The organism is Streptomyces sp. Root1310 (assembly GCF_001426425.1).
GTDB lineage: Bacteria > Actinomycetota > Actinomycetes > Streptomycetales > Streptomycetaceae > Streptomyces.
Window position 1 is genome coordinate 222,153 of the sequence record NZ_LMEQ01000003.1, and the last position, 19,202, is coordinate 241,354.

15 protein-coding genes are annotated in these 19,202 nt (G+C 71.2%); 8 read left to right on the plus strand and 7 right to left on the minus strand.

The window, feature by feature from the left end:
- Positions 1-9 precede the first annotated feature (9 nt).
- The 3 genes from ASD48_RS12070 to ASD48_RS12080 all read left to right on the plus strand — a co-directional run bounded on the left by ASD48_RS12070 (position 10) and on the right by ASD48_RS12080 (position 1,617).
- Complete coding sequence (locus ASD48_RS12070) at positions 10-423, plus strand: roadblock/LC7 domain-containing protein (RefSeq protein ID WP_037737006.1); 414 nt, start codon at positions 10-12, stop codon at positions 421-423.
- A 95-nt stretch (positions 424-518) separates the two neighbouring features.
- Positions 519-1,106, plus strand: coding sequence for a DUF742 domain-containing protein (locus ASD48_RS12075; protein ID WP_028807404.1), 588 nt, complete (start codon positions 519-521; stop codon positions 1,104-1,106).
- Positions 1,087-1,617, plus strand: coding sequence for an ATP/GTP-binding protein (locus tag ASD48_RS12080; protein ID WP_057601545.1), 531 nt, complete (start codon positions 1,087-1,089; stop codon positions 1,615-1,617). Before ASD48_RS12075 ends, ASD48_RS12080 begins: the two co-directional genes overlap by 20 nt.
- A gap of 203 nt (positions 1,618-1,820) precedes the next feature.
- On the opposite strand, the gene ASD48_RS12085 is transcribed toward ASD48_RS12080, so the two are convergent.
- Entirely contained in the window at positions 1,821-2,012 is a 192-nt protein-coding gene (locus ASD48_RS12085) for an acyl-CoA carboxylase subunit epsilon (RefSeq protein ID WP_057601546.1), read from the minus strand.
- Between the two features lie 67 nt (positions 2,013-2,079).
- Positions 2,080-3,684, minus strand: a complete 1,605-nt coding sequence (locus ASD48_RS12090; protein WP_057601547.1) for an acyl-CoA carboxylase subunit beta — start codon at positions 3,682-3,684, stop codon at positions 2,080-2,082.
- A 446-nt stretch (positions 3,685-4,130) separates the two neighbouring features.
- Here ASD48_RS12090 and ASD48_RS12095 point away from each other — a divergent pair, with 446 nt between their 5' ends.
- From ASD48_RS12095 to ASD48_RS12110, 4 genes are all read left to right on the plus strand, one after another.
- On the plus strand, positions 4,131-4,742 hold the full coding sequence (locus ASD48_RS12095; RefSeq protein ID WP_057601548.1) for a YceI family protein: 612 nt from the start codon (positions 4,131-4,133) through the stop codon (positions 4,740-4,742).
- 93 nt (positions 4,743-4,835) lie between these two features.
- Positions 4,836-5,474 carry a hypothetical protein gene (locus ASD48_RS12100; protein WP_057601549.1) on the plus strand — a complete coding sequence of 213 codons (639 nt, stop codon included), beginning with the start codon at positions 4,836-4,838 and terminating at the stop codon, positions 5,472-5,474.
- Positions 5,475-5,788: 314 nt separating this feature from the next.
- Positions 5,789-6,574 carry a serine protease gene (locus ASD48_RS12105; protein WP_057601550.1) on the plus strand — a complete coding sequence of 262 codons (786 nt, stop codon included), beginning with the start codon at positions 5,789-5,791 and terminating at the stop codon, positions 6,572-6,574.
- A gap of 117 nt (positions 6,575-6,691) precedes the next feature.
- Positions 6,692-8,818 carry a tetratricopeptide repeat protein gene (locus ASD48_RS12110; RefSeq protein ID WP_057601551.1) on the plus strand — a complete coding sequence of 709 codons (2,127 nt, stop codon included), beginning with the start codon at positions 6,692-6,694 and terminating at the stop codon, positions 8,816-8,818.
- 22 nt (positions 8,819-8,840) lie between these two features.
- Here the strand turns inward: ASD48_RS12110 and ASD48_RS12115 are convergent, their stop codons facing one another.
- Positions 8,841-10,205, minus strand: a complete 1,365-nt coding sequence (locus ASD48_RS12115) for a hypothetical protein (protein WP_057601552.1) — start codon at positions 10,203-10,205, stop codon at positions 8,841-8,843.
- Between the two features lie 61 nt (positions 10,206-10,266).
- On the minus strand, positions 10,267-13,299 hold the full coding sequence (locus ASD48_RS12120; protein ID WP_057601553.1) for a glycoside hydrolase family 3 N-terminal domain-containing protein: 3,033 nt from the start codon (positions 13,297-13,299) through the stop codon (positions 10,267-10,269).
- A 237-nt stretch (positions 13,300-13,536) separates the two neighbouring features.
- On the opposite strand from ASD48_RS12120, the gene ASD48_RS12125 reads away from it, so the two are divergent.
- A complete protein-coding gene (locus ASD48_RS12125; protein ID WP_057601554.1) occupies positions 13,537-15,402 on the plus strand; it encodes a lectin in 1,866 nt (621 codons plus the stop codon).
- A gap of 146 nt (positions 15,403-15,548) precedes the next feature.
- Here the strand turns inward: ASD48_RS12125 and cimA are convergent, their stop codons facing one another.
- The 3 genes from cimA to ASD48_RS12140 all read right to left on the minus strand — a co-directional run bounded on the left by cimA (position 15,549) and on the right by ASD48_RS12140 (position 19,196).
- Positions 15,549-17,153 carry a citramalate synthase gene (gene cimA / locus ASD48_RS12130; RefSeq protein ID WP_057601555.1) on the minus strand — a complete coding sequence of 535 codons (1,605 nt, stop codon included), beginning with the start codon at positions 17,151-17,153 and terminating at the stop codon, positions 15,549-15,551.
- A gap of 322 nt (positions 17,154-17,475) precedes the next feature.
- A complete protein-coding gene (locus ASD48_RS12135; protein WP_057601556.1) occupies positions 17,476-18,090 on the minus strand; it encodes a TetR/AcrR family transcriptional regulator in 615 nt (204 codons plus the stop codon).
- A gap of 68 nt (positions 18,091-18,158) precedes the next feature.
- Positions 18,159-19,196 carry an agmatine deiminase family protein gene (locus tag ASD48_RS12140; protein ID WP_199875763.1) on the minus strand — a complete coding sequence of 346 codons (1,038 nt, stop codon included), beginning with the start codon at positions 19,194-19,196 and terminating at the stop codon, positions 18,159-18,161.
- Between the last annotated feature and the right edge of the window lie 6 nt (positions 19,197-19,202).

Genomic DNA, 19,202 nt, shown 5'->3' on the forward strand with positions numbered 1-19,202 from the left:
GTGAGCCCGATGAGCCAGGCGGCACAGAACCTGAACTGGGTGATCACCAACTTCGTGGACAACACCCCGGGGGTGTCCCACACCGTGGTGGTCTCCGCCGACGGACTCCTTCTGGCGATGTCCGAAGGCTTCCCCCGCGACCGGGCCGACCAGCTCGCGGCCGTCGCCTCCGGTCTGACGTCCCTGACGGCAGGCGCCTCCCGGATCTTCGAGGGGGGCAGCGTGAACCAGACGGTTGTGGAGATGGAGCGGGGATTCCTCTTCCTCATGTCCATTTCCGACGGTTCGTCGCTCGCGGTTCTCGCTCATCCCGAGGCGGACATCGGCCTCATTGGGTACGAGATGGCCCTTCTGGTGGACCGAGCGGGTTCGGTCCTGACCCCTGACCTTCGTGCGGAGCTCCAAGGGAGCCTTCTCAACTAACAAACGGACGGTGCGTTTTGGCGTCCCGAGGCCGTAGGGTTTCGGGACGCGGCTTCCACGTGATGGGTGCCAGGCACATCGGAGGAGGAGAGAGAGTGGCAACACCCCCAGGCGGATCGAATTCGGGCAACTGGTCGTACGGCCCTGCCCAGGGCCAGGGCGACGGTTCCCAGAACCCGAACCGTTACAACTTCCCCTCCGCGCCCAGCCAGCAGCGGCCGTACACGCCCCAGGGTCCGCAGGGTCCCGGGCCGTCACCGTACGACCAGCCGTCGGCCCCGCGCATCCAGCCCGTACAGCCGCACCGCCGCACCCCGGAGCCGGCGCCCGCAGGGGCGTCGAACAACCCGCTGGTGCGTCCGTACGCCATGACCGGTGGGCGGACCCGCCCGCGTTACCAGCTCGCCATCGAGGCGCTGGTGCACACCACTGCGCAGCCGCACCAGATGCAGGGCCAACTGCCCGAGCATCAGCGGATCTGCAACCTCTGCCGAGAGATCAAGTCGGTCGCCGAGATCTCGGCACTGCTGACCATCCCTCTCGGCGTGGCCAGGATCCTCGTCGCCGACTTGGCGGAGGCGGGACTGGTCGCCATCCATCAGCCCGGCGGCGACGAGAGCGCCGGCGGCCAGCCAGACGTGACACTGCTCGAAAGGGTGCTCAGTGGACTTCGCAAGCTCTAGCGGGGGTCCGTCCCGCTCCACCACTTCCGCGAAGATCGTGGTGGCGGGCGGCTTCGGCGTGGGCAAGACCACGTTCGTCGGGGCTGTCTCGGAGATCAACCCGCTGCGCACCGAGGCCGTCATGACGTCCGCGTCGGCGGGGATCGACGACCTCACCCACACCGGGGACAAGACCACCACGACGGTGGCCATGGACTTCGGCCGTATCACCCTGGACCAGGACCTGATCCTGTACCTGTTCGGTACGCCCGGTCAGGACCGGTTCTGGTTCATGTGGGACGACCTGGTGCGCGGCGCCATCGGCGCGATCGTGCTCGTGGACACCCGGCCGTTCGTCGTCGCCCTCAACGGCTTCGACGGCTCGCAGCCGTACCAGCCGGACGAGGTCCGCGAGGCCCTGCAGATCGGTCCCGACACCCCGATCATCACGACGGACGCCCGACACCGCGCGGACGCCAAGTCGGCGCTGATCACGCTCGTGGAGCACGCGTTGATGGCCCGCCTGCGGTAGGTAGGCCGACGGAGTGAAAGTGGGCGGCCCCTCCCGGTCCGGGAGGGGCCGCCCACCTGTTTGCGCCGCGACGGCGGGACACCGGGACGGGGTTCGCTTCCGGTGCCGGACCGGCCGAACCCCCGGCACACGCACGAAGAAGGGCCCCTCTCGGCGGAGGGGCCCTTCTTCGTGCGGGGAAAGCGGCTGGAGCGGCGCGGCGCCTAGTGCCAGCTGTGCGGGGCGCGGAAGCCGCCCTCGCGCTCCAGGCGGCGCCAGCCGGCCTTGGGGCGGCCCCGGTGGGTCTCGGAGGGGGTCGGCTGGGCGGCCGCGCGGGCCAGGAGGATCGCCGTGATGGCGGCGACTTCCTCGGGCTCGGCGTGGCCCTTCTCGACGCGGATGTCGGGAGCGTTCATGGGTGCAAGTCTCCGTGGGTGAGGTTTCCGCAGGGGATCCAGTGGGTTACCCGTGGGATCTGCCGGGTTACTGCGGGGGGTTGCCGTGCTTGCGCGAGGGCAGGTCCGCGTGCTTCGACTGGAGCATGGCCAGCGACCTGATGAGGACCTCACGGGTCTCGGCGGGGTCGATGACGTCGTCGACCAGTCCGCGTTCCGCCGCGTAGTACGGGTGCATCAGCTCGGACTTGTACTCCTTGACCATGCGGGCCCGCATGGCCTCGGGGTCCTCGGCCTCGGCGATCTGACGCCGGAAGATGACGTTGGCGGCACCTTCGGCGCCCATCACGGCGATCTCGTTCGTCGGCCAGGCGTAGGTGAGGTCGGCGCCGATGGACTGGCTGTCCATGACGATGTAGGCACCTCCGTAGGCCTTGCGGAGGATGAGGGAGATCCGCGGCACGGTGGCGTTGCAGTAGGCGTAGAGCAGCTTCGCTCCGTGCCGGATGATGCCGCCGTGCTCCTGGTCGACACCCGGGAGGAATCCAGGGACGTCCAGGAAGGTGACGATCGGGATATTGAAAGCGTCACACATCTGGACAAAGCGTGCAGCTTTTTCCGACGCCTCGATGTCCAGTACGCCGGCGAGGGCCTGCGGCTGGTTGGCGACGATGCCGACGACCTGGCCGTCGAGCCGGGCCAGGGCACAGATGATGTTGCGGGCCCAGCGCTCGTGGATCTCCACGTACTCGCCGTCGTCGACGATCTCCTCGATGACCTTGGTCATGTCGTACGGACGGTTGCCGTCCGCCGGGACCAGGTCGAGCAGGACGTCGCCGCGGCGGTCGGCCGGGTCGGTGGACTCGTGGCGCGGGGGGTTCTCGCGGTTGTTCTGCGGCAGCAGCGACAGGAGGTAGCGGACCTCCGCGATGCAGGTCTCCTCGTCGTCGTACGCGAAGTGGCACACGCCGGAGGTCTCGGCGTGCACGTCGGCGCCGCCCAGGCCGTTCTGGGTGATCTCCTCACCGGTGACGGCCTTGACCACGTCCGGACCGGTGATGAACATCTGCGAGGTCTCGCGGACCATGAAGACGAAGTCGGTGAGGGCGGGGCTGTAGGCCGCGCCGCCCGCGCAGGGGCCCAGCATGACCGAGATCTGCGGGATCACCCCGCTCGCCCGGGTGTTGCGCTGGAAGATGCCGCCGTAGCCGGCGAGCGCGGAGACGCCCTCCTGGATACGGGCCCCGGCGCCGTCGTTGAGAGAGACCAGCGGGGCGCCGGCCGCGATGGCCATGTCCATGATCTTGTGGATCTTCGTGGCGTGGGCCTCGCCCAGCGCGCCGCCGAAGATGCGGAAGTCATGGGCGTAGACGAAGACCGTACGGCCCTCCACCGTGCCCCAGCCGGTGATCACACCGTCGGTGAACGGCTTCTTGGCCTCCAGGCCGAAGCCGGTCGCCCGGTGCCGGCGCAGCTGCTCGACCTCCTGGAAGGACCCCGGGTCGAGGAGCAGCTCGATCCGCTCCCGGGCGGTCAGCTTGCCCTTGGCGTGCTGCGCCTGGGTCGCCTTCTCGCTCGGGCCGGCCAGCGCCTGGGCACGGATCTCGTGCAGCTCGGCCACGCGGCCACGCGCATCCGTGGGTTCCGAAGGCTCTGCGATCGGCTCGCCCGTCGTCTCTTCCAAAACGGTCATGTAGTGACCTTACGAAGCCCACCAAGGAAAGAGGGACGTCGACTCCGTACAGTCTCCGGCGCGTTTTCCTGGTAGCCCTGAACAGAACCGGGCGGACATGCAGCCGTTCCGACTGCTCAGAGGGGCTGGGGCTTGTAGGGGTCACACAAAGCCGGGGGTTGAGACCCGCCTCACATTTCCCGCGCGCACCTGCCCCCGCCGGAGTGAAACGGAGCGTCCGGACGGCGGGTCCCGGCAACCGGACTCCTGCGGGGCCGACGCCGACGGGCTCCGGCCGACGCGACGTACGCCGACAGCCACCGACCGGCACCGGCGGCCACCGACCGACACGACGACACTACCGAGCCGAAGATGTTGAACATTGAACGGAATAGGTCTACGGTCGTTCCTGTTGACCTCGTTGAAGATTAAACATCATCGATCTTCCCGTCCCCAAGGAGCACGTCATGGGCATCCTCGGCCGCAAGAACACCGACGAGACCGCCACCGCCGCCGCCGACACCGCGGTGACCCCCGAGCCGGCCGCCCTGACCGGCGACTACACGATCGACCCCGCCCACTCGACGTTCGGCTTCGTGGCGCGCCACGCGATGGTCACGAACGTCAAGGGCAAGTTCAACGACTTCACCGGCTCGCTACACCTGGACGGCACCGAGCCGTCGAAGTCCAGCGCCACCATCGACATCACGATGGAAAGCATCGACACCGGGTCCGCCGACCGCGACGGCCACCTGAAGAGCGCCGACTTCTTCAAGACCGACGAGTTCCCGACGATGACCTTCCGCTCCACCTCGGCGGAGGCGCTGGGCGGCGACGACTACCGGATCACCGGTGACCTGACCATCCTCGGTGTCACCAAGCCGCTCAGCATCGACCTGGAGTTCAACGGCGCCGCCAAGGACCCGTTCGGCAACGAGCGCGTCGGCTTCGAGGGCAAGGCGGAGATCCTTCGCTCGGCGTGGGGCCTGACCTGGAACGCGGCGCTGGAGACGGGCGGCGTTCTGGTCTCGGACAAGATCAAGCTGAACTTCGACATCTCGGCGATCAAGAACGCGTAAGCGCTCGGCTGAATACGGTGGAAAACGGCGAATAGGGGTCGGAAGCGAAGAGCTCCCGGCCCCTTTCCGTGTTCCGTGTCACAGTCGCGAGACATGAGCACCAGGACCGGACCCCAGCACTACCCCGGCGCGAACCGCGACCACTGGTACCAGGACGACTTCGGCGGTGACCGCATGGAGGTCAACGTCGTCGTCCTGCACACCACCGAAGGGCGTTCACTGCCCGACTACCAGGGCGGCTCCGCCGCGCCCAACCTGACGGCCGTGCCGGACTTCGCCGCCAGGAAGCTGAAGTGGTACCAGCACTTCGAGATCGACGTCTCCTCGCGCGCGCTGGTCAACAAGCGCGGCGGCGTCGAGACGAACACCCTGAACGTCTGCCAGGCGGAACTCGTCGGCACCTGCGACCCCGACCTGCACGCCAAGTGGAAGGCACGCGGCCAGGCCCACGTCTACTGGCCGAAGGCGCCGGAGTGGGCCTTGCGCGCCGTCGCCGAGTACCTGGCGTGGATGCACATCCACCACCACGTACCCCTGCGCGGTCCGGCGCTCTGGCCCGCGTACCCGAAGTCCGCCGGGAACGGGGGCGGTCAGCGGATGAGCGGGGAGCGGTGGAACGCGTTCAAGGGGGTGTGCGGGCACATGCACGTGCCCGAGAACGCGCACGGCGATCCGGGGGCGCTCGACTTCGAGGCGCTGCTCGACTTCGCCAAGGCGGCCGTCCAGGACTGAGACCGGCCGACGGCGCACTGGCGGCCGGCTGCGCACCGGCGAGCGCGGCCGCCAGTCCCGCACAGACGGGGCCGCCGGTGGGGCGGCGGGGCGGCTCGTGGGGACGCGAGGTGGCCGGCGGGTGGATGTGGCTGAATCAGCCCCCTTGTGTGAGGGCTTGCGGGGTTCCCATAATCCAGCAACAGATTTGACCTGACCATGCCAGCGCATGGACGTTTCTTTGCGGTGCGCGACCTCGCTGTGCACAACCCCGCGGTGCCCTTTTTGCGTTGACATGCTCTCGTCAAAGCCAACCCCCCACGGAAGGCAGCACCTTGAAGAAGCTCCTCACAGCGCTCAAGAGATTCGCGGCCGTCGGCGCGGCAGCCCTCGCGATCGCCAGCCTTCAGCCCCTCTCGTCCGCACAGGCCGCCCCCGCCCCCGTCGTCGGCGGAACCCGGGCCGCACAGGGCGAGTTCCCGTTCATGGTCCGGCTCTCCATGGGCTGCGGCGGGGCGCTCTACACCCAGCAGATCGTGCTCACCGCCGCGCACTGCGTCAGCGGGACCGGCGCCAACACCAGCATCACCGCCACCGCCGGCGTCGTGGACCTCCAGTCCACCACCGGCCGGGTCCAGGTGAAGTCGACCTACGTGTACCGGGCCCCCGGCTACAACGGCAACGGCAAGGACTGGGCGCTCATCAAGCTCGCCTCGCCCATCACCACCCAGTCCACCCTGAAGATCGCCACCACCACGCAGTACAACACCGGCACCTTCACCATCGCCGGCTGGGGTTCGGCCTCCGAGGGGGGCGCCCAGCAGCGCTACCTGCTCAAGGCCACCGTGCCGTTCGTGAGTGACGCGACCTGTCGCACGTACAGCGGCTACAGCGGCCTCGTCGCCAGTGACGAGATCTGCGCCGGATACGCGGCCGGCGGCACCGACACCTGCCAGGGCGACTCGGGCGGCCCGATGTTCCGCCGGGACGCCAACAACGCCTGGATCCAGGTCGGCATCGTGAGCTGGGGCATCGGCTGCGCCCGGGCCAACGCCCCCGGCGTCTACTCCGAGGTCTCCACCTTCGCCTCGGCCATCGCCTCGGCGGCGGCCTCGCTCTGACGCACACCCCCCGTCGTACGACCACGGGCCCGGCACCGACGCGTGCCGGGCCCGTGGCGGTGCGGTACCGTCCTGAACCGTCAAGTCTCTTCACGGACACGGGGGTTGATACGGGGCGTGCTGAGCGGTGATCACGTCGGATTCAGCGGGGGGACCTACTACGGCCCCGTCACCGGCATGGCGGAACACCACCACCATGGCCCCGCCCCCACGGCGACCGCAGCCCTGCCCGTCCGGCCGGCCGCCTTCACCGGGCGTGACACCGCCGTCGAGCAGCTGCTGGCCGCGCTCGGCCCCGGTACGGGACCGGACGGCGAACCCTTACTGATCTCCGCCGTCGCCGGTCTGGGCGGCATCGGCAAGACGGCCCTCGCGGTGCACACGGCCCATGCCGCCCGCGAGCGGGGCTGGTTCCCGGGCGGCGCGCTCTTCGTCGATCTGCGCGGATACGACAGCTCACCGATGACCGCGGACCAGGCCGTACTGTCCCTGCTCCGGGCGCTCGGCGTACGGGACGCGGACGTGCCCGCCACACCCGCCGACCAGTACGGGCTGTACCGCTCGCAGCTCGCCGGGCGGGAACCGGTGCTCGTCGTCCTCGACAACGTCTCCGACCCGGGCCAGATCGAACCCCTCCTGCCCGGCGAGGGCCGGCACCGCGTCCTGCTGACCTCGCGCGACACCCTGGACTGGCTGCCCACGCGGCTGGTCCGGCTCGACGAGCTGGCACCCGACGCGGCCGTCGCCCTGGTCGAGCGGCTGCTGCGGAACACCGACCCGGACGACGACCGGGCCGCCCGTGAGCCCGACGCCCTGCGGGAACTCTGCGCGCTCTGCGGCCATCTGCCGCTCGCCCTGCTGGTCACGACGGCACAGCTGCGCCGCCGTCGACGCCGTCCCGTGTCGGCGCTGGTCGAGGAGTTGCGGGAGGCCCAGGACCTGCTGGGCACCCTGAGCCACGGCGCCGGCGGCGCACGTGATCTGCGATCGGTGTTCGACGTCAGCTGTGCCCGGCTGGGCCCGGACCAGCGGCGGCTGTTCCGGCTGCTGGGGCAGGCGCCGGTGAACGACGTGAGCACACGGACCGCCGCCGTGCTGACGGACCTCACCGAGTCCGCCGTGCTGAGACTGCTGGAGGACCTGGACTCGGCCTCGCTCGTGACACCGTCCGCGGACGGCACCCGGTGGCGGATGCACGATCTGGTGCGGGCCCACGCCCTCGGCATCGGCCGGGGCGACCCCGCGGCCGAGCGGGACAACGACGTCGCGCGCGCCCGGTTGCTCGCCCACTACGCCCACCACGCCCGAGCCGCCGACGTCCAGTGGAGGGCGAGCCGGTCCGCGATGACGGACGAGGAGGTGTTCGAGGGCCGCGAGGCGGCGCTGGCCTGGCTGGACGCCGAGTGGGCGGGACTCGTGGGCGCCACCGCCTGGACCGACCGGCCCGGCTGCGCGAAGCATGTCGTGGCGGTGGGCCTGAGCCTGTCCGGCTACCTCCAGCAGCGCCGGTACCTCGGCGACGCGGCGGCGGTGACCCGGGCCGCCCGGGAGGCCGCCGTACGGTGCGGCGACCGCATGCACGAGGCGTCGGCCCTGACCCACCACGCCAACGCGCTGATGAAGCTGGACAGACGTGCCGAGGCGATCGTCGCGTCCCAGCAGGCACTCGCGATCTACACGGAGCTGCGCGTCCCGCACGGCGCGGCCACCGCCTCGTGCGCCGTCGGCAACGCCCTGTACGACCTCCGCCGGTTCGCCGAGGCGCTCACCGCCTTCACCGGCGCCCGGCGCGTCTTCGCGGAGCTCGGCGACCAGGACGGCGTCGCGAACACCTGGAACGGCGAGGGCCTGGTGCTGGCCGCGCTCGGCCGCCACCGCGACGCCAAGAAGGCCTTTCTCCAGGCCCGTTCGATCTACGCCGACCAGGGCAACCCCCTGTGGGAGGGCATCACCTGGCACAACCTGGCGACCGCGCTCGCAGACCTGGGCCAGATCGGCGCCGCGCTGACCGCCTTCCGGCGGGCCGCCACCCTGCTCGTCGAGGTGGACGACTGGTACCGCGTCGCGGAGACGCACCTGAACGTCGCCACGCTGCTGGCCGCCGTCGGGCGGGACGACGACGCGGGGGCCGCGTGGACGGCCGCCGCCGACGCCTACGACCGCGCGGGCGCACCCGACTCCGCCGCCGACTGCCGCCGCAGGGCAGCCGCCGGGACCGCTCGGCACGACGCCTTACGCGGCTGAACCGGCCGCGCCGGACCGGGCTTCAGAACCCGCCCCCGAAGTCGCCCCCGCCGCCTCCGCCGAAGTCCCCTCCCCCGCCGCCGAAGCCGCCGAAGTCGCCGGGGTCGAAGTCGGCGCCCGAGACGTCGCCTCCGTCGTACCCCCCGCCGAAGTCGCCGTAGCCGCTGCCGTAGTCGGAGGCGTAGGACGGGGCGGCCATGATGCCGCCGAGCATCGTGCCGACGAGGAGGCCGGGCAGGAGGCCGCCGCCGAAGTAGCCGCCCGCCCAGGGGCCGTAGGCGGGGCCGGCCTCCCAGTACGGGCGGCGGCCGTAGTCGCTGTCGACCTCGCGGATCACCGGGTCGCGGCCGTCGGCCAGGCGGGTCGCGTCCGCGGCGCAGACCGGGACCTCGCGGGTGGCCCCGCCGGGCGGCGTCCAGCCGGCGTCGGTGACCGAGGGACCGTGGCGGGGATCGAAGAAGCACGGCGGCCGGCGCTCGGGCAGCGGCAGGCCGGCACGGCGGGCGGCCAGTTGCGCGAGGGCGAAGCGGCCGTCCTCCAGCGCCTGGGTGACGGGGCGGACGTCCTCGGGTCTGGTCGCCGCCGCCATGAACGACTTCGCCTGCTCATAGGCGTCCAGGGCGCGTTCGTAGTCGGCGCGCATGGGGTCGTCGGCGCCGGGCTCCGAGGGGCGGAAGTCCAGCCGGTCGAGTTCCTCGCCGAAGGCCGTGATGTCCTCGTCCACGACGACCCGCAGCCGGTCGAGGGCGGCCCGCTGCTCCGCCGCGTGCCGCCGGCGGTTGCGCCGCACGAGGGTGTAGGCGCCCGCGCCGCCCGCCACCAGCACCACGCCCGCCGTGATCAGCGCGGTGGAGGAGATCCCGTCACCGCCGCCCGAGGAGCTCCAGCTCTTCGGCGCCGAGCCGCCCATGTTCGCGAGGGCACGGTCGGTGAAGTCGGTCAGCTGGGTGTGGGCGTCGTCCTCGCCCTGGACACTGGCGACCAGGTTGCGGACGGCCGTGCGGGACAGGACCGAGGAGTCGGCGCGGGCGTCGAAGCGGTCACCGAGGCGGATCGCGTACAGGCCGGTCACGCCGGTGGCGGTGCGCAGGTCCGTGAAGAGGTCCGCCGTGGGGTAGCCGGCGGGCAGGACGGCGATGAACAGCGGCTTGTCGGCGCCCTCGATCTGCTGCTGGAGGGCGTGCGCCTCCGCCTGCGACAGCTGGGCGGCGGCCTCCGGATCGACGTAGACCGGGCTCTCGCGCAGGGACGCGGCGATCGCCGAGACGCTCGTGGCCGCGGAAGCGCGCGGAGCGCCCGCCGTCAGGACCGCCAGAGCGGTCAGGACGGCGAGCGCCAGTGCGATCAGCGGTCCGGCGAAGCTTCGGGTCGATAGAGCGACCTTCATACTTCGAAGCTACCCGAAAGCCATCGAAAGCGGCCCTTTCGGGCGGTCGGGAACGCGGTGGCTAGGCCGCGGCCCGGTACGCCGCCGTCAGCCGCTCCACCGCCTTTCCGTACCGGCCGGTCAGCAGCAGGTGGTCCGCGTCGGCGAAGGGCTTGGCGACCGCCGCCGTCACGGCCTGGCCCACCTTCCGCTGGACGATGAGCCGGGCCTTCGTGACCAGCGCCCGTCCCACCTCGTCGGCACCGGCCCGCTCGGCGACGGCGGCCGCGGCCCCCAGCCCCTTCAGGGTCGTCGCGCCGCCCTCCGGCACTCGGTTCAGCGTCGTCAGACCCCAGCCGTAGGGGAACTGCGGGTCGTACGCCGCGTCGCCGACGTTGATCGGCAGCTGGGCCTGGGTCTTCGGCCAGGTCACCGGAAGCTGTCCGGTGAAGGGCCGCCTGCCGTACAGGACGTCGGCCACGCCGTCGCCCTCGGTGCCCGGCAGCCAGGAGGCCACCAGCGCGTCGATGCCGGCGAGCCGGTCACCGATCAGCTGGGGCCGCCCGGACACGATCAGCACCGCGCATCTCATCGCGGCGCACACCTTGTCCACGGCCGCCCGGTCGGCTGCCGTCAGCTCCAGGTCGTTGCCGTTGCCGACGTCGCCGACGCCCTCGGCGTACGGGGTCTCGCCGACGACCACGACACCGACGTCGTACCCGGCCGTCGACGCCGAGGCGTCCCGGGAGTAGGTGACGTCGCCGCCGGCCTTCCGCATCCCGTCCAGGATCGTCGTGCCCCGCGTGATGTCGCCGGAGGCGCCCTGCCAGGTGATGGTCCAGCCGCCGGTCTGGTTGCCGATGTCGTCGGCGTTGGAACCGGCGACGTACACCTTCTGGTTCTTCTTCAGCGGCAGGACCCCGCCGGAGTTCTTCAGCAGCACCTGCGACTCGGCGGCCGCCTGGCGGGCGACGGCCCGGTGCCCTGCGGAGCCGATGGCGGACGCGCCGCCGGTGTCGGCGTACGGCTTCTCGAAGAGGCCCAGCGCGAACTTCTGGGTGAGGATGCGCGCGACGGCGTCGTCGATCCGCCGCTCGGTGATCCGCCCGGCCCCGGCCTCGTCGATCAGGGTCGCCGTGAACTCCTTGTACGAGTACGGCACCATCATCATGTCGACGCCCGCGTCCACCGCCGCGCGGACCCGGGAGGCGTAGTCGCCGGGGAGCTGGTCGATGGCGTTCCAGTCGCTGATCACGAAGCCGTCGAAGCCCATCCGGCCCTTCAGCACACCGTTGATCATGTCGGCGCGGGCGTGCATCTTCACCGGGCCCCGGCCGTCGCCGAGGATGTCGAGCGACGAGTACGAGGGCATCACCGATCCGACGCCCCGGTCCACCGCCGTCCGGTACGGAGCGAGGTGGACGGCCTCCAGCTGCTGCCGGGTGACCTTGGTGACGCCCTGGTCGATGGTGTAGCTGCCGGTGGTGGAGGAGCCGTACTCGGTGCCGCCGTCCCCGACGAAGTGCTTGGCGGTGGCGAGGACCTTGTCGCCGTCCTTGAGGTCCCGGCCGTCGCGGGCGCCCTGCAGGCCCTGGACGACCGTCTCCATGGACTCCACGAGCGCCGGGTCCTCGCCGAAGGACTCGTACGAGCGGCCCCAGCGTTCGTCGCGGGTCACGCACAGGCAGGGGGCGAAGTCCCAGGGGACGCCGGTGGCCCGGACCTCGGCGGCGGTCACCGCGCCGGTGCGCTCGGCCAGTCGGGGGTCGCGGGTGGCGCCGATGCCGATGTTGTGCGGCATGACCGTCGCGCCGACCAGGTTGTTGTGGCCGTGCACGGCGTCCACGCCGTAGATCAGCGGGATCTGGAACCGGGTGGCCTGCGCCCGGAGCTGGTAGCCGTCGATCATCTTCGCCCAGGCGTCGGCGGTGTTGGGCGTCGGCGTGGAGCCGCCGCCGGAGAGCAGCGAGCCGAGGTCGTAGGAGGCGATGTCTGCGCCGGTGCCGATCGCGCCGCGCTCGGCCTGGGTCATCTGACCGGCCTTCTCCGCGAGGCTCATCCGTGACAGGAGATCGGCGACGCGCTTCTTCACCGGCAACTTCGCGTTCAGGTACGGCAGTCCGTGCGCGTCGACCACGACCTGCGGGTTCTCGGCCGGAGGCCTGGCGCCGGTGACGGTCAGCCGGAGCGGGACGGTCTCGGCGGACTCGGCCCGCTTGTCCTTGAGCGTGGGGACCGTGACCGTGCGGGTGGCGCCCGAGGGGGTGCCCGCCGGGAAGGTGACGGTGCCGGTGACGGGCGTGTAGTCCTTGCCCGGCTCGGCGGTTCCAGTAGCGGCGGTCTCGTAGGCGACGGTGACGGGGTCGCCGAGGGGAGCGGCGCCGGTGGTGGCGACGGTGAGCTCGACGGCGGCCGCCCGGCCCTCCTCGACCGGGTAGACGGCCGCGCCGGTGGTGACGGCGGCGCGCAGCGACTGGTCCGCGCGGCCGTACAGCTCGACGCCGTCCATGGCGAAGTCGCCCTTGACGCCGACCGGGAGGGTGAGGGCGTATCCCCAGGTCTCGGTGAGGCCGAGGACCTGGTCGATGCCGCCGACGGGCTGGTAGTCCGTGCGATAGGTGAAGTCGGTGAAGGGGATCTCGACCTGTTTCCAGCCGGTCCAGTCGTCCGTGAATGAGGTGGTCCAGAGCTCGGACGCCTCTCCGTTCGCGCCGCCGTCCTTGATCTCGAAGGCGATCTTCCTGCCGTTGTCGCGGCCCTCCCACCAGAAGCGGATGCCCCGGTGGGCGGACCAGTCGTGGGCGGGCTCGGCGAAGGCGAAGTCGTGGGTGAAGCCGCCGTAGCCGCTGATGTCGTAGCTGCCGGTGAGGACCTTGCCGCCCTCGGGGGCGTCCGCCCGGGACGTCAGCCCGAGGGCGGGCGCGTCGTCGCCGTCGCCGCCCCAGGTGAAGAGTCCCTCGGCGGGCGGGCTCGCGAAGGGGACCTCGCCCTCGAAGCGGTCGACGGGGACGGGTGCGGGGTCGGGGTCGTCGGCGCCGGACGCGCCCGCGGCGGTGGTCATCGGGAGCAGTGCGGCCAGCAGGGTGGCGGAGGCGAGCAGGGCGGTTCTTCGCATGCGACGTCCCTCTACTCTCGTGGTCCACTCATGACTTAGATCACGCCGTGAGTTAACTGGTGGGCCGTAGCGCCGTCAAGACTTCACACCGGAACTGGTACGGCCGCAACACCCGTCCGGATCAGGGCCGTTGTTCGTTCGACAGATGAACACGCAACCCCTTGACGCGACCTGGAAGCCGTCATTTACTCACGGCTCGCACGCCCCCATCCCCCACCTTCGAAAGGGCGGCGCTCCATGAGGAGATCCACTCGCGTCCTCCGGCTGCTCCTCGCCGGTCTGCTCACCTCCGCCGGGATCACCGCGGCGGTCGCGCCCGCGCACGCGGCGGGCGAGCAGGTCACGGCCTGGCTCACCACCACGGACGACGCCGGCGGGCGGCACGTGGTCCGCGGTCTTCAGGCCCAGCCCGCCTTCGCCTTCCAGGCGGGCGCCGGCGGCAGCGGCGAGAACATCACCGTCGACGAGAACACCGGGTACCAGACCTTCACCGGCGGCGGCGCGTCCTTCACCGACACCGCGGCCTGGCTGATGAACGGCAGCGGGGCGCTGTCCGCGGCGACCCGGGAGGCGACCCTGCGCAAGCTGTTCTCGCCGACCGAGGGCATCGGGCTGTCGTTCCTGCGCAATCCGATGGGCGGCTCGGACCTCGCGCGCTTCGGCTACACCTACGACGACGTGCCGGCCGGCCAGACGGACGCCGACCTGTCGGAGTTCTCGATCGCGCACGATCTGGCGGACGTGGTGCCGCTGACCCGGCGGGCCCGGGAGCTGAACCCGGCGCTGACGGTGATGGCGTCGCCGTGGACGGCGCCCGCCTGGATGAAGGACAGCGGGCAGCTCAACGGGGGCTGGCTGAAGGCGGAGAACTACGGGGCCTACGCCTCGTACTTCGTGAAGTACCTCCAGGCGTACCGGGACCAGGGCGTACCGGTGGCCTACGTGACGGCGCAGAACGAGCCCACGTGCTGCTCGGGCTACCCGTCGATGAGCTGGAACGCGTCGGGACTGGCGTACTTCACGAAGAGCGAGCTGCTGCCGAAGCTGGCGGCGGCGGGGCTGTCGACGAAGGTGCTGGCGCACGACTGGAACTGGGACACCTACGACGCGTACGCGGCGCAGACGGTGGACGACGCGGCGGTCCGCTCGCACCCGAACTTCGGCGGGATCGCCTGGCACGGTTACGGCGGGGACGTGGCGAAGCAGACGTCGGTGCACAACCTGTACCCGCAGCTGGACGCCTTCGGCACCGAGCACTCCGGCGGGACGTGGATCGCCGACCAGCAGCGCGAGGACATGCTCGACATCGTGAACTACACCCGCAACTGGGCGAAGTCGGTGACGAAGTGGTCGCTGGCCGTGGACCAGAACCGGGGGCCGCACAACGGCGGCTGCGGGACGTGCGACGGGCTGGTCACCGTGCACAACGGGGACGGGGCGAGCGGGACCGTCGACTACACGATCGAGTACTACACGATGGGGCACCTGACGAAGTTCGTCCGGCCGGGCGCGCAGCGGATCGCGTCGACGGCGTCGGCGTCCGTGCCGAACGTGGCATGGCGCAACCCCGACGGCTCCAAGGCGCTGATCGCCTTCAACGACGCGTCGACCGCGAAGACGGTGACGATCAACTGGGGCGCGCAGCACGCGACGTACACGCTGCCGGGCAACACGTCGGCGACCTTCACCTGGTCGGGGACGCCATCGGGCGGCGGCGCCCAGGCAGGAGCCTTCACCGGTCTCGCGGGCAAGTGCCTTGACGTGGCCGGTGGTTCGAGCGCCAACGGGACGGCGGTACAGCTGTACGACTGCAACGGCTCGGCGGCGCAGCGGTGGACCGTGCAGACGGACGGATCGGTCCAGGCACTCGGCAAGTGCCTGGACGTGGCCTCGGCGTCGACGGCGGACGGGGCGAAGGTGCAGCTGTACGACTGCAACGGAACCGGCGCCCAGCGGTGGTCGTACAACGCCGGCACCGGCGATGTCGTGAACACGGCCGCGAACAAGTGCCTCGACGTCACGGACAACTCGTCGGCGAACGGGGCACGGGCGCAGATCTGGGCGTGCACGGGCGCCGCCAACCAGAAGTGGCAGCTGCGGTAGGTCCAGCAGTGGCGGCCGGGCCAGGCCCGGCAGTGGCAGCCGAGCCGGGCCCGGCAGTGGCGGCTGTGCTGGGTCCCGGGCCGTCGGCCGGGTGCGGGGCCCCGGCGAGTCCGAACGGCTCGCCGAGGGCTCCCGCCGGGTGCCCTCTACTCGGCGGGCTCCACCTTGGCCCGCAGCAGGCCGTACGTGTAGGCGTCCTCCAGGGCCTGCCAGGAGGCGGCGATCACGTTCTCCGCGACGCCCACCGTGGACCACTCGCCCGTGCCGTCCGTCGTGGAGATCAGGACGCGGGTGGTGGACTGGGTGCCGTGGACGCCCTCCAGGATGCGGACCTTGTAGTCGACCAGGTCGAGCTTGGCCAGCTGGGGGTAGATCTTCTCCAGCGCCACGCGCAGGGAGCGGTCCAGGGCGTTGACCGGGCCGTTGCCCTCCGCCGTGGCGACGATGCGCTCGCCCTTGGCCCACAGCTTGACCGTGGCCTCGTTGGCGTGGGTGCCGTCGGGGCGGTCCTCGACGATGGCCCGCCAGGACTCGACCTCGAAGTACTTCAGCGGCCGGCCCTCGACCTCGGCCCGCAGGAGCAGCTCGAAGGAGGCGTCCGCCGCCTCGTAGGTGTAGCCCTTGAGCTCGCGTTCCTTGACCCGCTCCACGACCCGGCCGACCAGTTCACGGTCATCGCCGAGGTCGACACCGAGCTCCTTGCCCTTGAGCTCGACAGACGCCCGTCCGGCCATGTCGGACACCAGCATCCGCATGGTGTTGCCGACCTGCTCGGGGTCGATGTGCTGGTAGAGGTCCGGGTCGACCTTGATCGCCGAGGCGTGCAGGCCGGCCTTGTGGGCGAAGGCCGAGACTCCCACGTACGGCTGGTGCGTGGACGGCGTCAGGTTGACGACCTCGGCGATCGCGTGCGAGATGCGGGTCATCTCGCGCAGCCGGCCCTCGGGCAGCACCTTCTTGCCGTACTTCAGCTCCAGGGCCGCGACCACCGGGAACAGGTTCGCGTTGCCGACCCGCTCGCCGTAGCCGTTGGCCGTGCACTGGACGTGCGTCGCGCCCGCGTCCACCGCGGCCAGGGTGTTCGCCACGGCGCAGCCGGTGTCGTCCTGGGCGTGGATGCCGAGCCGGGCGCCGGTGTCGGCGAGGACCGTGGAGACGACCGCCTGGATCTGCGCCGGGAGCATGCCGCCGTTGGTGTCGCAGAGGACGACCACGTCCGCGCCGGCCTCGGCGGCGGCCCGGACGACCGCCTTCGCGTACTCCGGGTTGGCGCGGTAGCCGTCGAAGAAGTGCTCGCAGTCGACGAAGACCCGACGGCCCTGCTCCTTCAGGAACGACACCGTGTCGCTCACCATCGCCAGGTTCTCGTCCAGCGTCGTGCGCAGAGCCAGCTCGACGTGCCGGTCGTGGGACTTCGCGACCAGCGTGATCACCCCGGCGCCCGACTCCAGCAGCGCCCTGACCTGCGGGTCATCGGCGGCCTTCGCGCCTGCCCGGCGGGTGGCGCCGAAGGCGACCAGCTGGGCGTGCTTGAAGTCGATCTCCTCCTGGGCGCGGGCGAAGAACTCGGTGTCCCGCGGGTTGGCGCCCGGCCAGCCGCCCTCGATGAAGCCCACGCCGAAGTCGTCCAGGTGCCGGGCGATGGCCAGCTTGTCGGCGACGGTGAGGTTGATGCCCTCACGCTGCGCGCCGTCGCGCAGGGTGGTGTCGAAGACGTGGAACGAGTCGTCGGGTTCGCTGGTTTCGGTCATGGTCTGAAGGCTCCTGTGTCGGATCTCGGTCGTTACCGGAATGACCGGCTCCACCACCCCCCATGCTCCCTCGCGCTCTCGCTCCCGGCTGTGGGTGGGCCAGAAAAGCGAAAAACCCCTCGCGGGTGCGAGAGGTCTGCGCGCGGGTCGAGGACGACGATGGCCGCTCGTACCTGGTCGTACGGAGCGGTCACTGCGGACCGGCGCGCCTGCTGCCAATAATCATGGCGAACGAGAGCACGGCGGCAGTCTGGCACAGACCGTCCGATTGCTCACCGACTGTCTCAGGATGCGAGCAGCGCGTTCTCATGTGTCCGCCGGCTCAGGCCGCCACGAGCAGGCTCTCGGCCAGGAATTCGCGGACGTGCCCGAGGACCTGTTCCCGGCCCGTGCCCCGCAGTCCGATGGCCACATGGATGGAGAAGCCGTCGAGGAGGGCGCGCAGCCGGGACGCGAACCGGTCGGGGTCCACGCGCCGGAACTCGCCCCGCGACACCCCTTCCGCCAGCAGGGCGACCAGGTCCCGGTGCCAGGCGCCCTCGATGGCCGCCTGGCGGTCCCGGGCGGCCGCGTCGACGGCGGCGTTCTGCGAGCGGTTCCAGACCTCCAGCCAGAGCGTCCAGTGCGGGTCGCGGTGGCCGTCGGGGACGTACAGGTCGACATAGGCGTCGAGGCGCTCGCGGGCGGGGGCCGCCCGGGCCAGCAGCCGGGCCCGCTCGGCGCCGAGCCGGCCCTCGCTCCATTCCAGGGTGCGCAGCAGGAGTTCGTCCTTGGAGTGGAAGTAGTAGAGGAGATGGCCGCTGCTCATCCCGACCTCACGGCCGAGCCCCGCCATGGTGAGCTTCTCCAGACCGCTCTCGGCGATCATCTCCATGGCGGCGGCCAGGACGTCCTCGCGGGGTGGCGCGTTCCTGCGTGCCCGTGCCGCTGCGGCCATTCCCGGCCCCCCTTTTTTGTCTCGTTCCCGGATCCGTCCCGTTCCCGGAGCTGTCTCGTTCCCGGATGTCAGACCCTCGGCTGCTGCTGGGTGATGCAGTGGATGCCACCGCCGCCGGAGAAGATCGTACGGGCGTCGACCAGGGTGACCGCGCGCTCCGGGAACAGGCGGCGGAAGACGCCCGCCGCGAGCTCGTCGCGCGGGTCGTCGAAGCCGCAGAGCACGACGCCGCCGTTGCAGAGGTAGTGGTTGATGTACGAGTAGTCGGCCCAGTGGCCGTCGGCCTCCAGGACGGTCGGGGCGGCGACCTCGACGACCTCCAGACGGCGGCCCCGCGCGTCGGTCTGCGCCTTCAGGAGCCCGATGACCTCCTTCGTCACCTCGTGGTCGGGGTGGGCCGGGTCGGGCTGGTGGTGGGCCACGACGACACCCGGGCGGGCGAAGGCGGCGACGATGTCGACGTGGCCGAGGGTGCCGAAGCCGTGCGGAGGGTAGTCGCCGGTGAGCCCGCGGGGCAGCCAGATCGCCTTGCGGGTGCCGAGCATGGCGTGGATCTCCGCCTCGGCCTCCTCCCGCGTCCACCCGGGATTGCGCTCCGGGCCGAGCTGGACGGTCTCCGTCAGCAGGACCGTGCCCTCGCCGTCGACGTGGAGGGCGCCGCCCTCGTTGACCAGCTTCGAGGTGTAACTGCGTGCCCCCGCGAGGTCGGAGACGTACGCGGCGATCTTCGCGTCGTGCTCCCAGCGGGCCCAGCCCTGGGCGCCCCAGCCGTTGAACGTCCAGTCGACGGCGGCGAGCCGCCCGTCCGAGCCGGTCAGGAACGTGGGGCCGATGTCCCGCATCCAGGCGTCGTCGAGCTCGCGCTCGACCGTGTCGACGCCCGGACCGAGGAGCGCGCGGGCGTCCGCCGACTGTCCGGGCCCGCACACCACGGTCACCGGCTCGAAGCGGTGGACCGCGCGGGCGACCGAGGCCCAGGCGGCCCGGGAGGCGGCCAGGTCGCCGGGGTCGTCGAAGGTGGGGTTGGGGCCCGGCCACGCCATCCAGGTGCGCTCGTGCGGGGCCCACTCGGCGGGCATGCGGAAGCCGTCGGCGGCAGCAGACATCAGCGG

What these genes read in the sequence shown, in the direction of transcription:
- ASD48_RS12140 (WP_199875763.1), bottom strand. Translation starts at nt 19,196, where the DNA reads ATGTCTGCTGCCGCCGACGGCTTCCGCATGCCCGCCGAGTGGGCCCCG.
- cimA (WP_057601555.1), bottom strand. Translation starts at nt 17,153, where the DNA reads ATGACCGAAACCAGCGAACCCGACGACTCGTTCCACGTCTTCGACACC.
- ASD48_RS12085 (WP_057601546.1), bottom strand. Translation starts at nt 2,012, where the DNA reads ATGAACGCTCCCGACATCCGCGTCGAGAAGGGCCACGCCGAGCCCGAG.
- ASD48_RS12090 (WP_057601547.1), bottom strand. Translation starts at nt 3,684, where the DNA reads ATGACCGTTTTGGAAGAGACGACGGGCGAGCCGATCGCAGAGCCTTCG.
- ASD48_RS12120 (WP_057601553.1), bottom strand. Translation starts at nt 13,299, where the DNA reads ATGCGAAGAACCGCCCTGCTCGCCTCCGCCACCCTGCTGGCCGCACTG.
- ASD48_RS12095 (WP_057601548.1), top strand. Translation starts at nt 4,131, where the DNA reads ATGGGCATCCTCGGCCGCAAGAACACCGACGAGACCGCCACCGCCGCC.
- ASD48_RS12070 (WP_037737006.1), top strand. Translation starts at nt 10, where the DNA reads ATGAGCCAGGCGGCACAGAACCTGAACTGGGTGATCACCAACTTCGTG.
- ASD48_RS12135 (WP_057601556.1), bottom strand. Translation starts at nt 18,090, where the DNA reads ATGGCCGCAGCGGCACGGGCACGCAGGAACGCGCCACCCCGCGAGGAC.
- ASD48_RS12125 (WP_057601554.1), top strand. Translation starts at nt 13,537, where the DNA reads ATGAGGAGATCCACTCGCGTCCTCCGGCTGCTCCTCGCCGGTCTGCTC.
- ASD48_RS12115 (WP_057601552.1), bottom strand. Translation starts at nt 10,205, where the DNA reads ATGAAGGTCGCTCTATCGACCCGAAGCTTCGCCGGACCGCTGATCGCA.
- ASD48_RS12100 (WP_057601549.1), top strand. Translation starts at nt 4,836, where the DNA reads ATGAGCACCAGGACCGGACCCCAGCACTACCCCGGCGCGAACCGCGAC.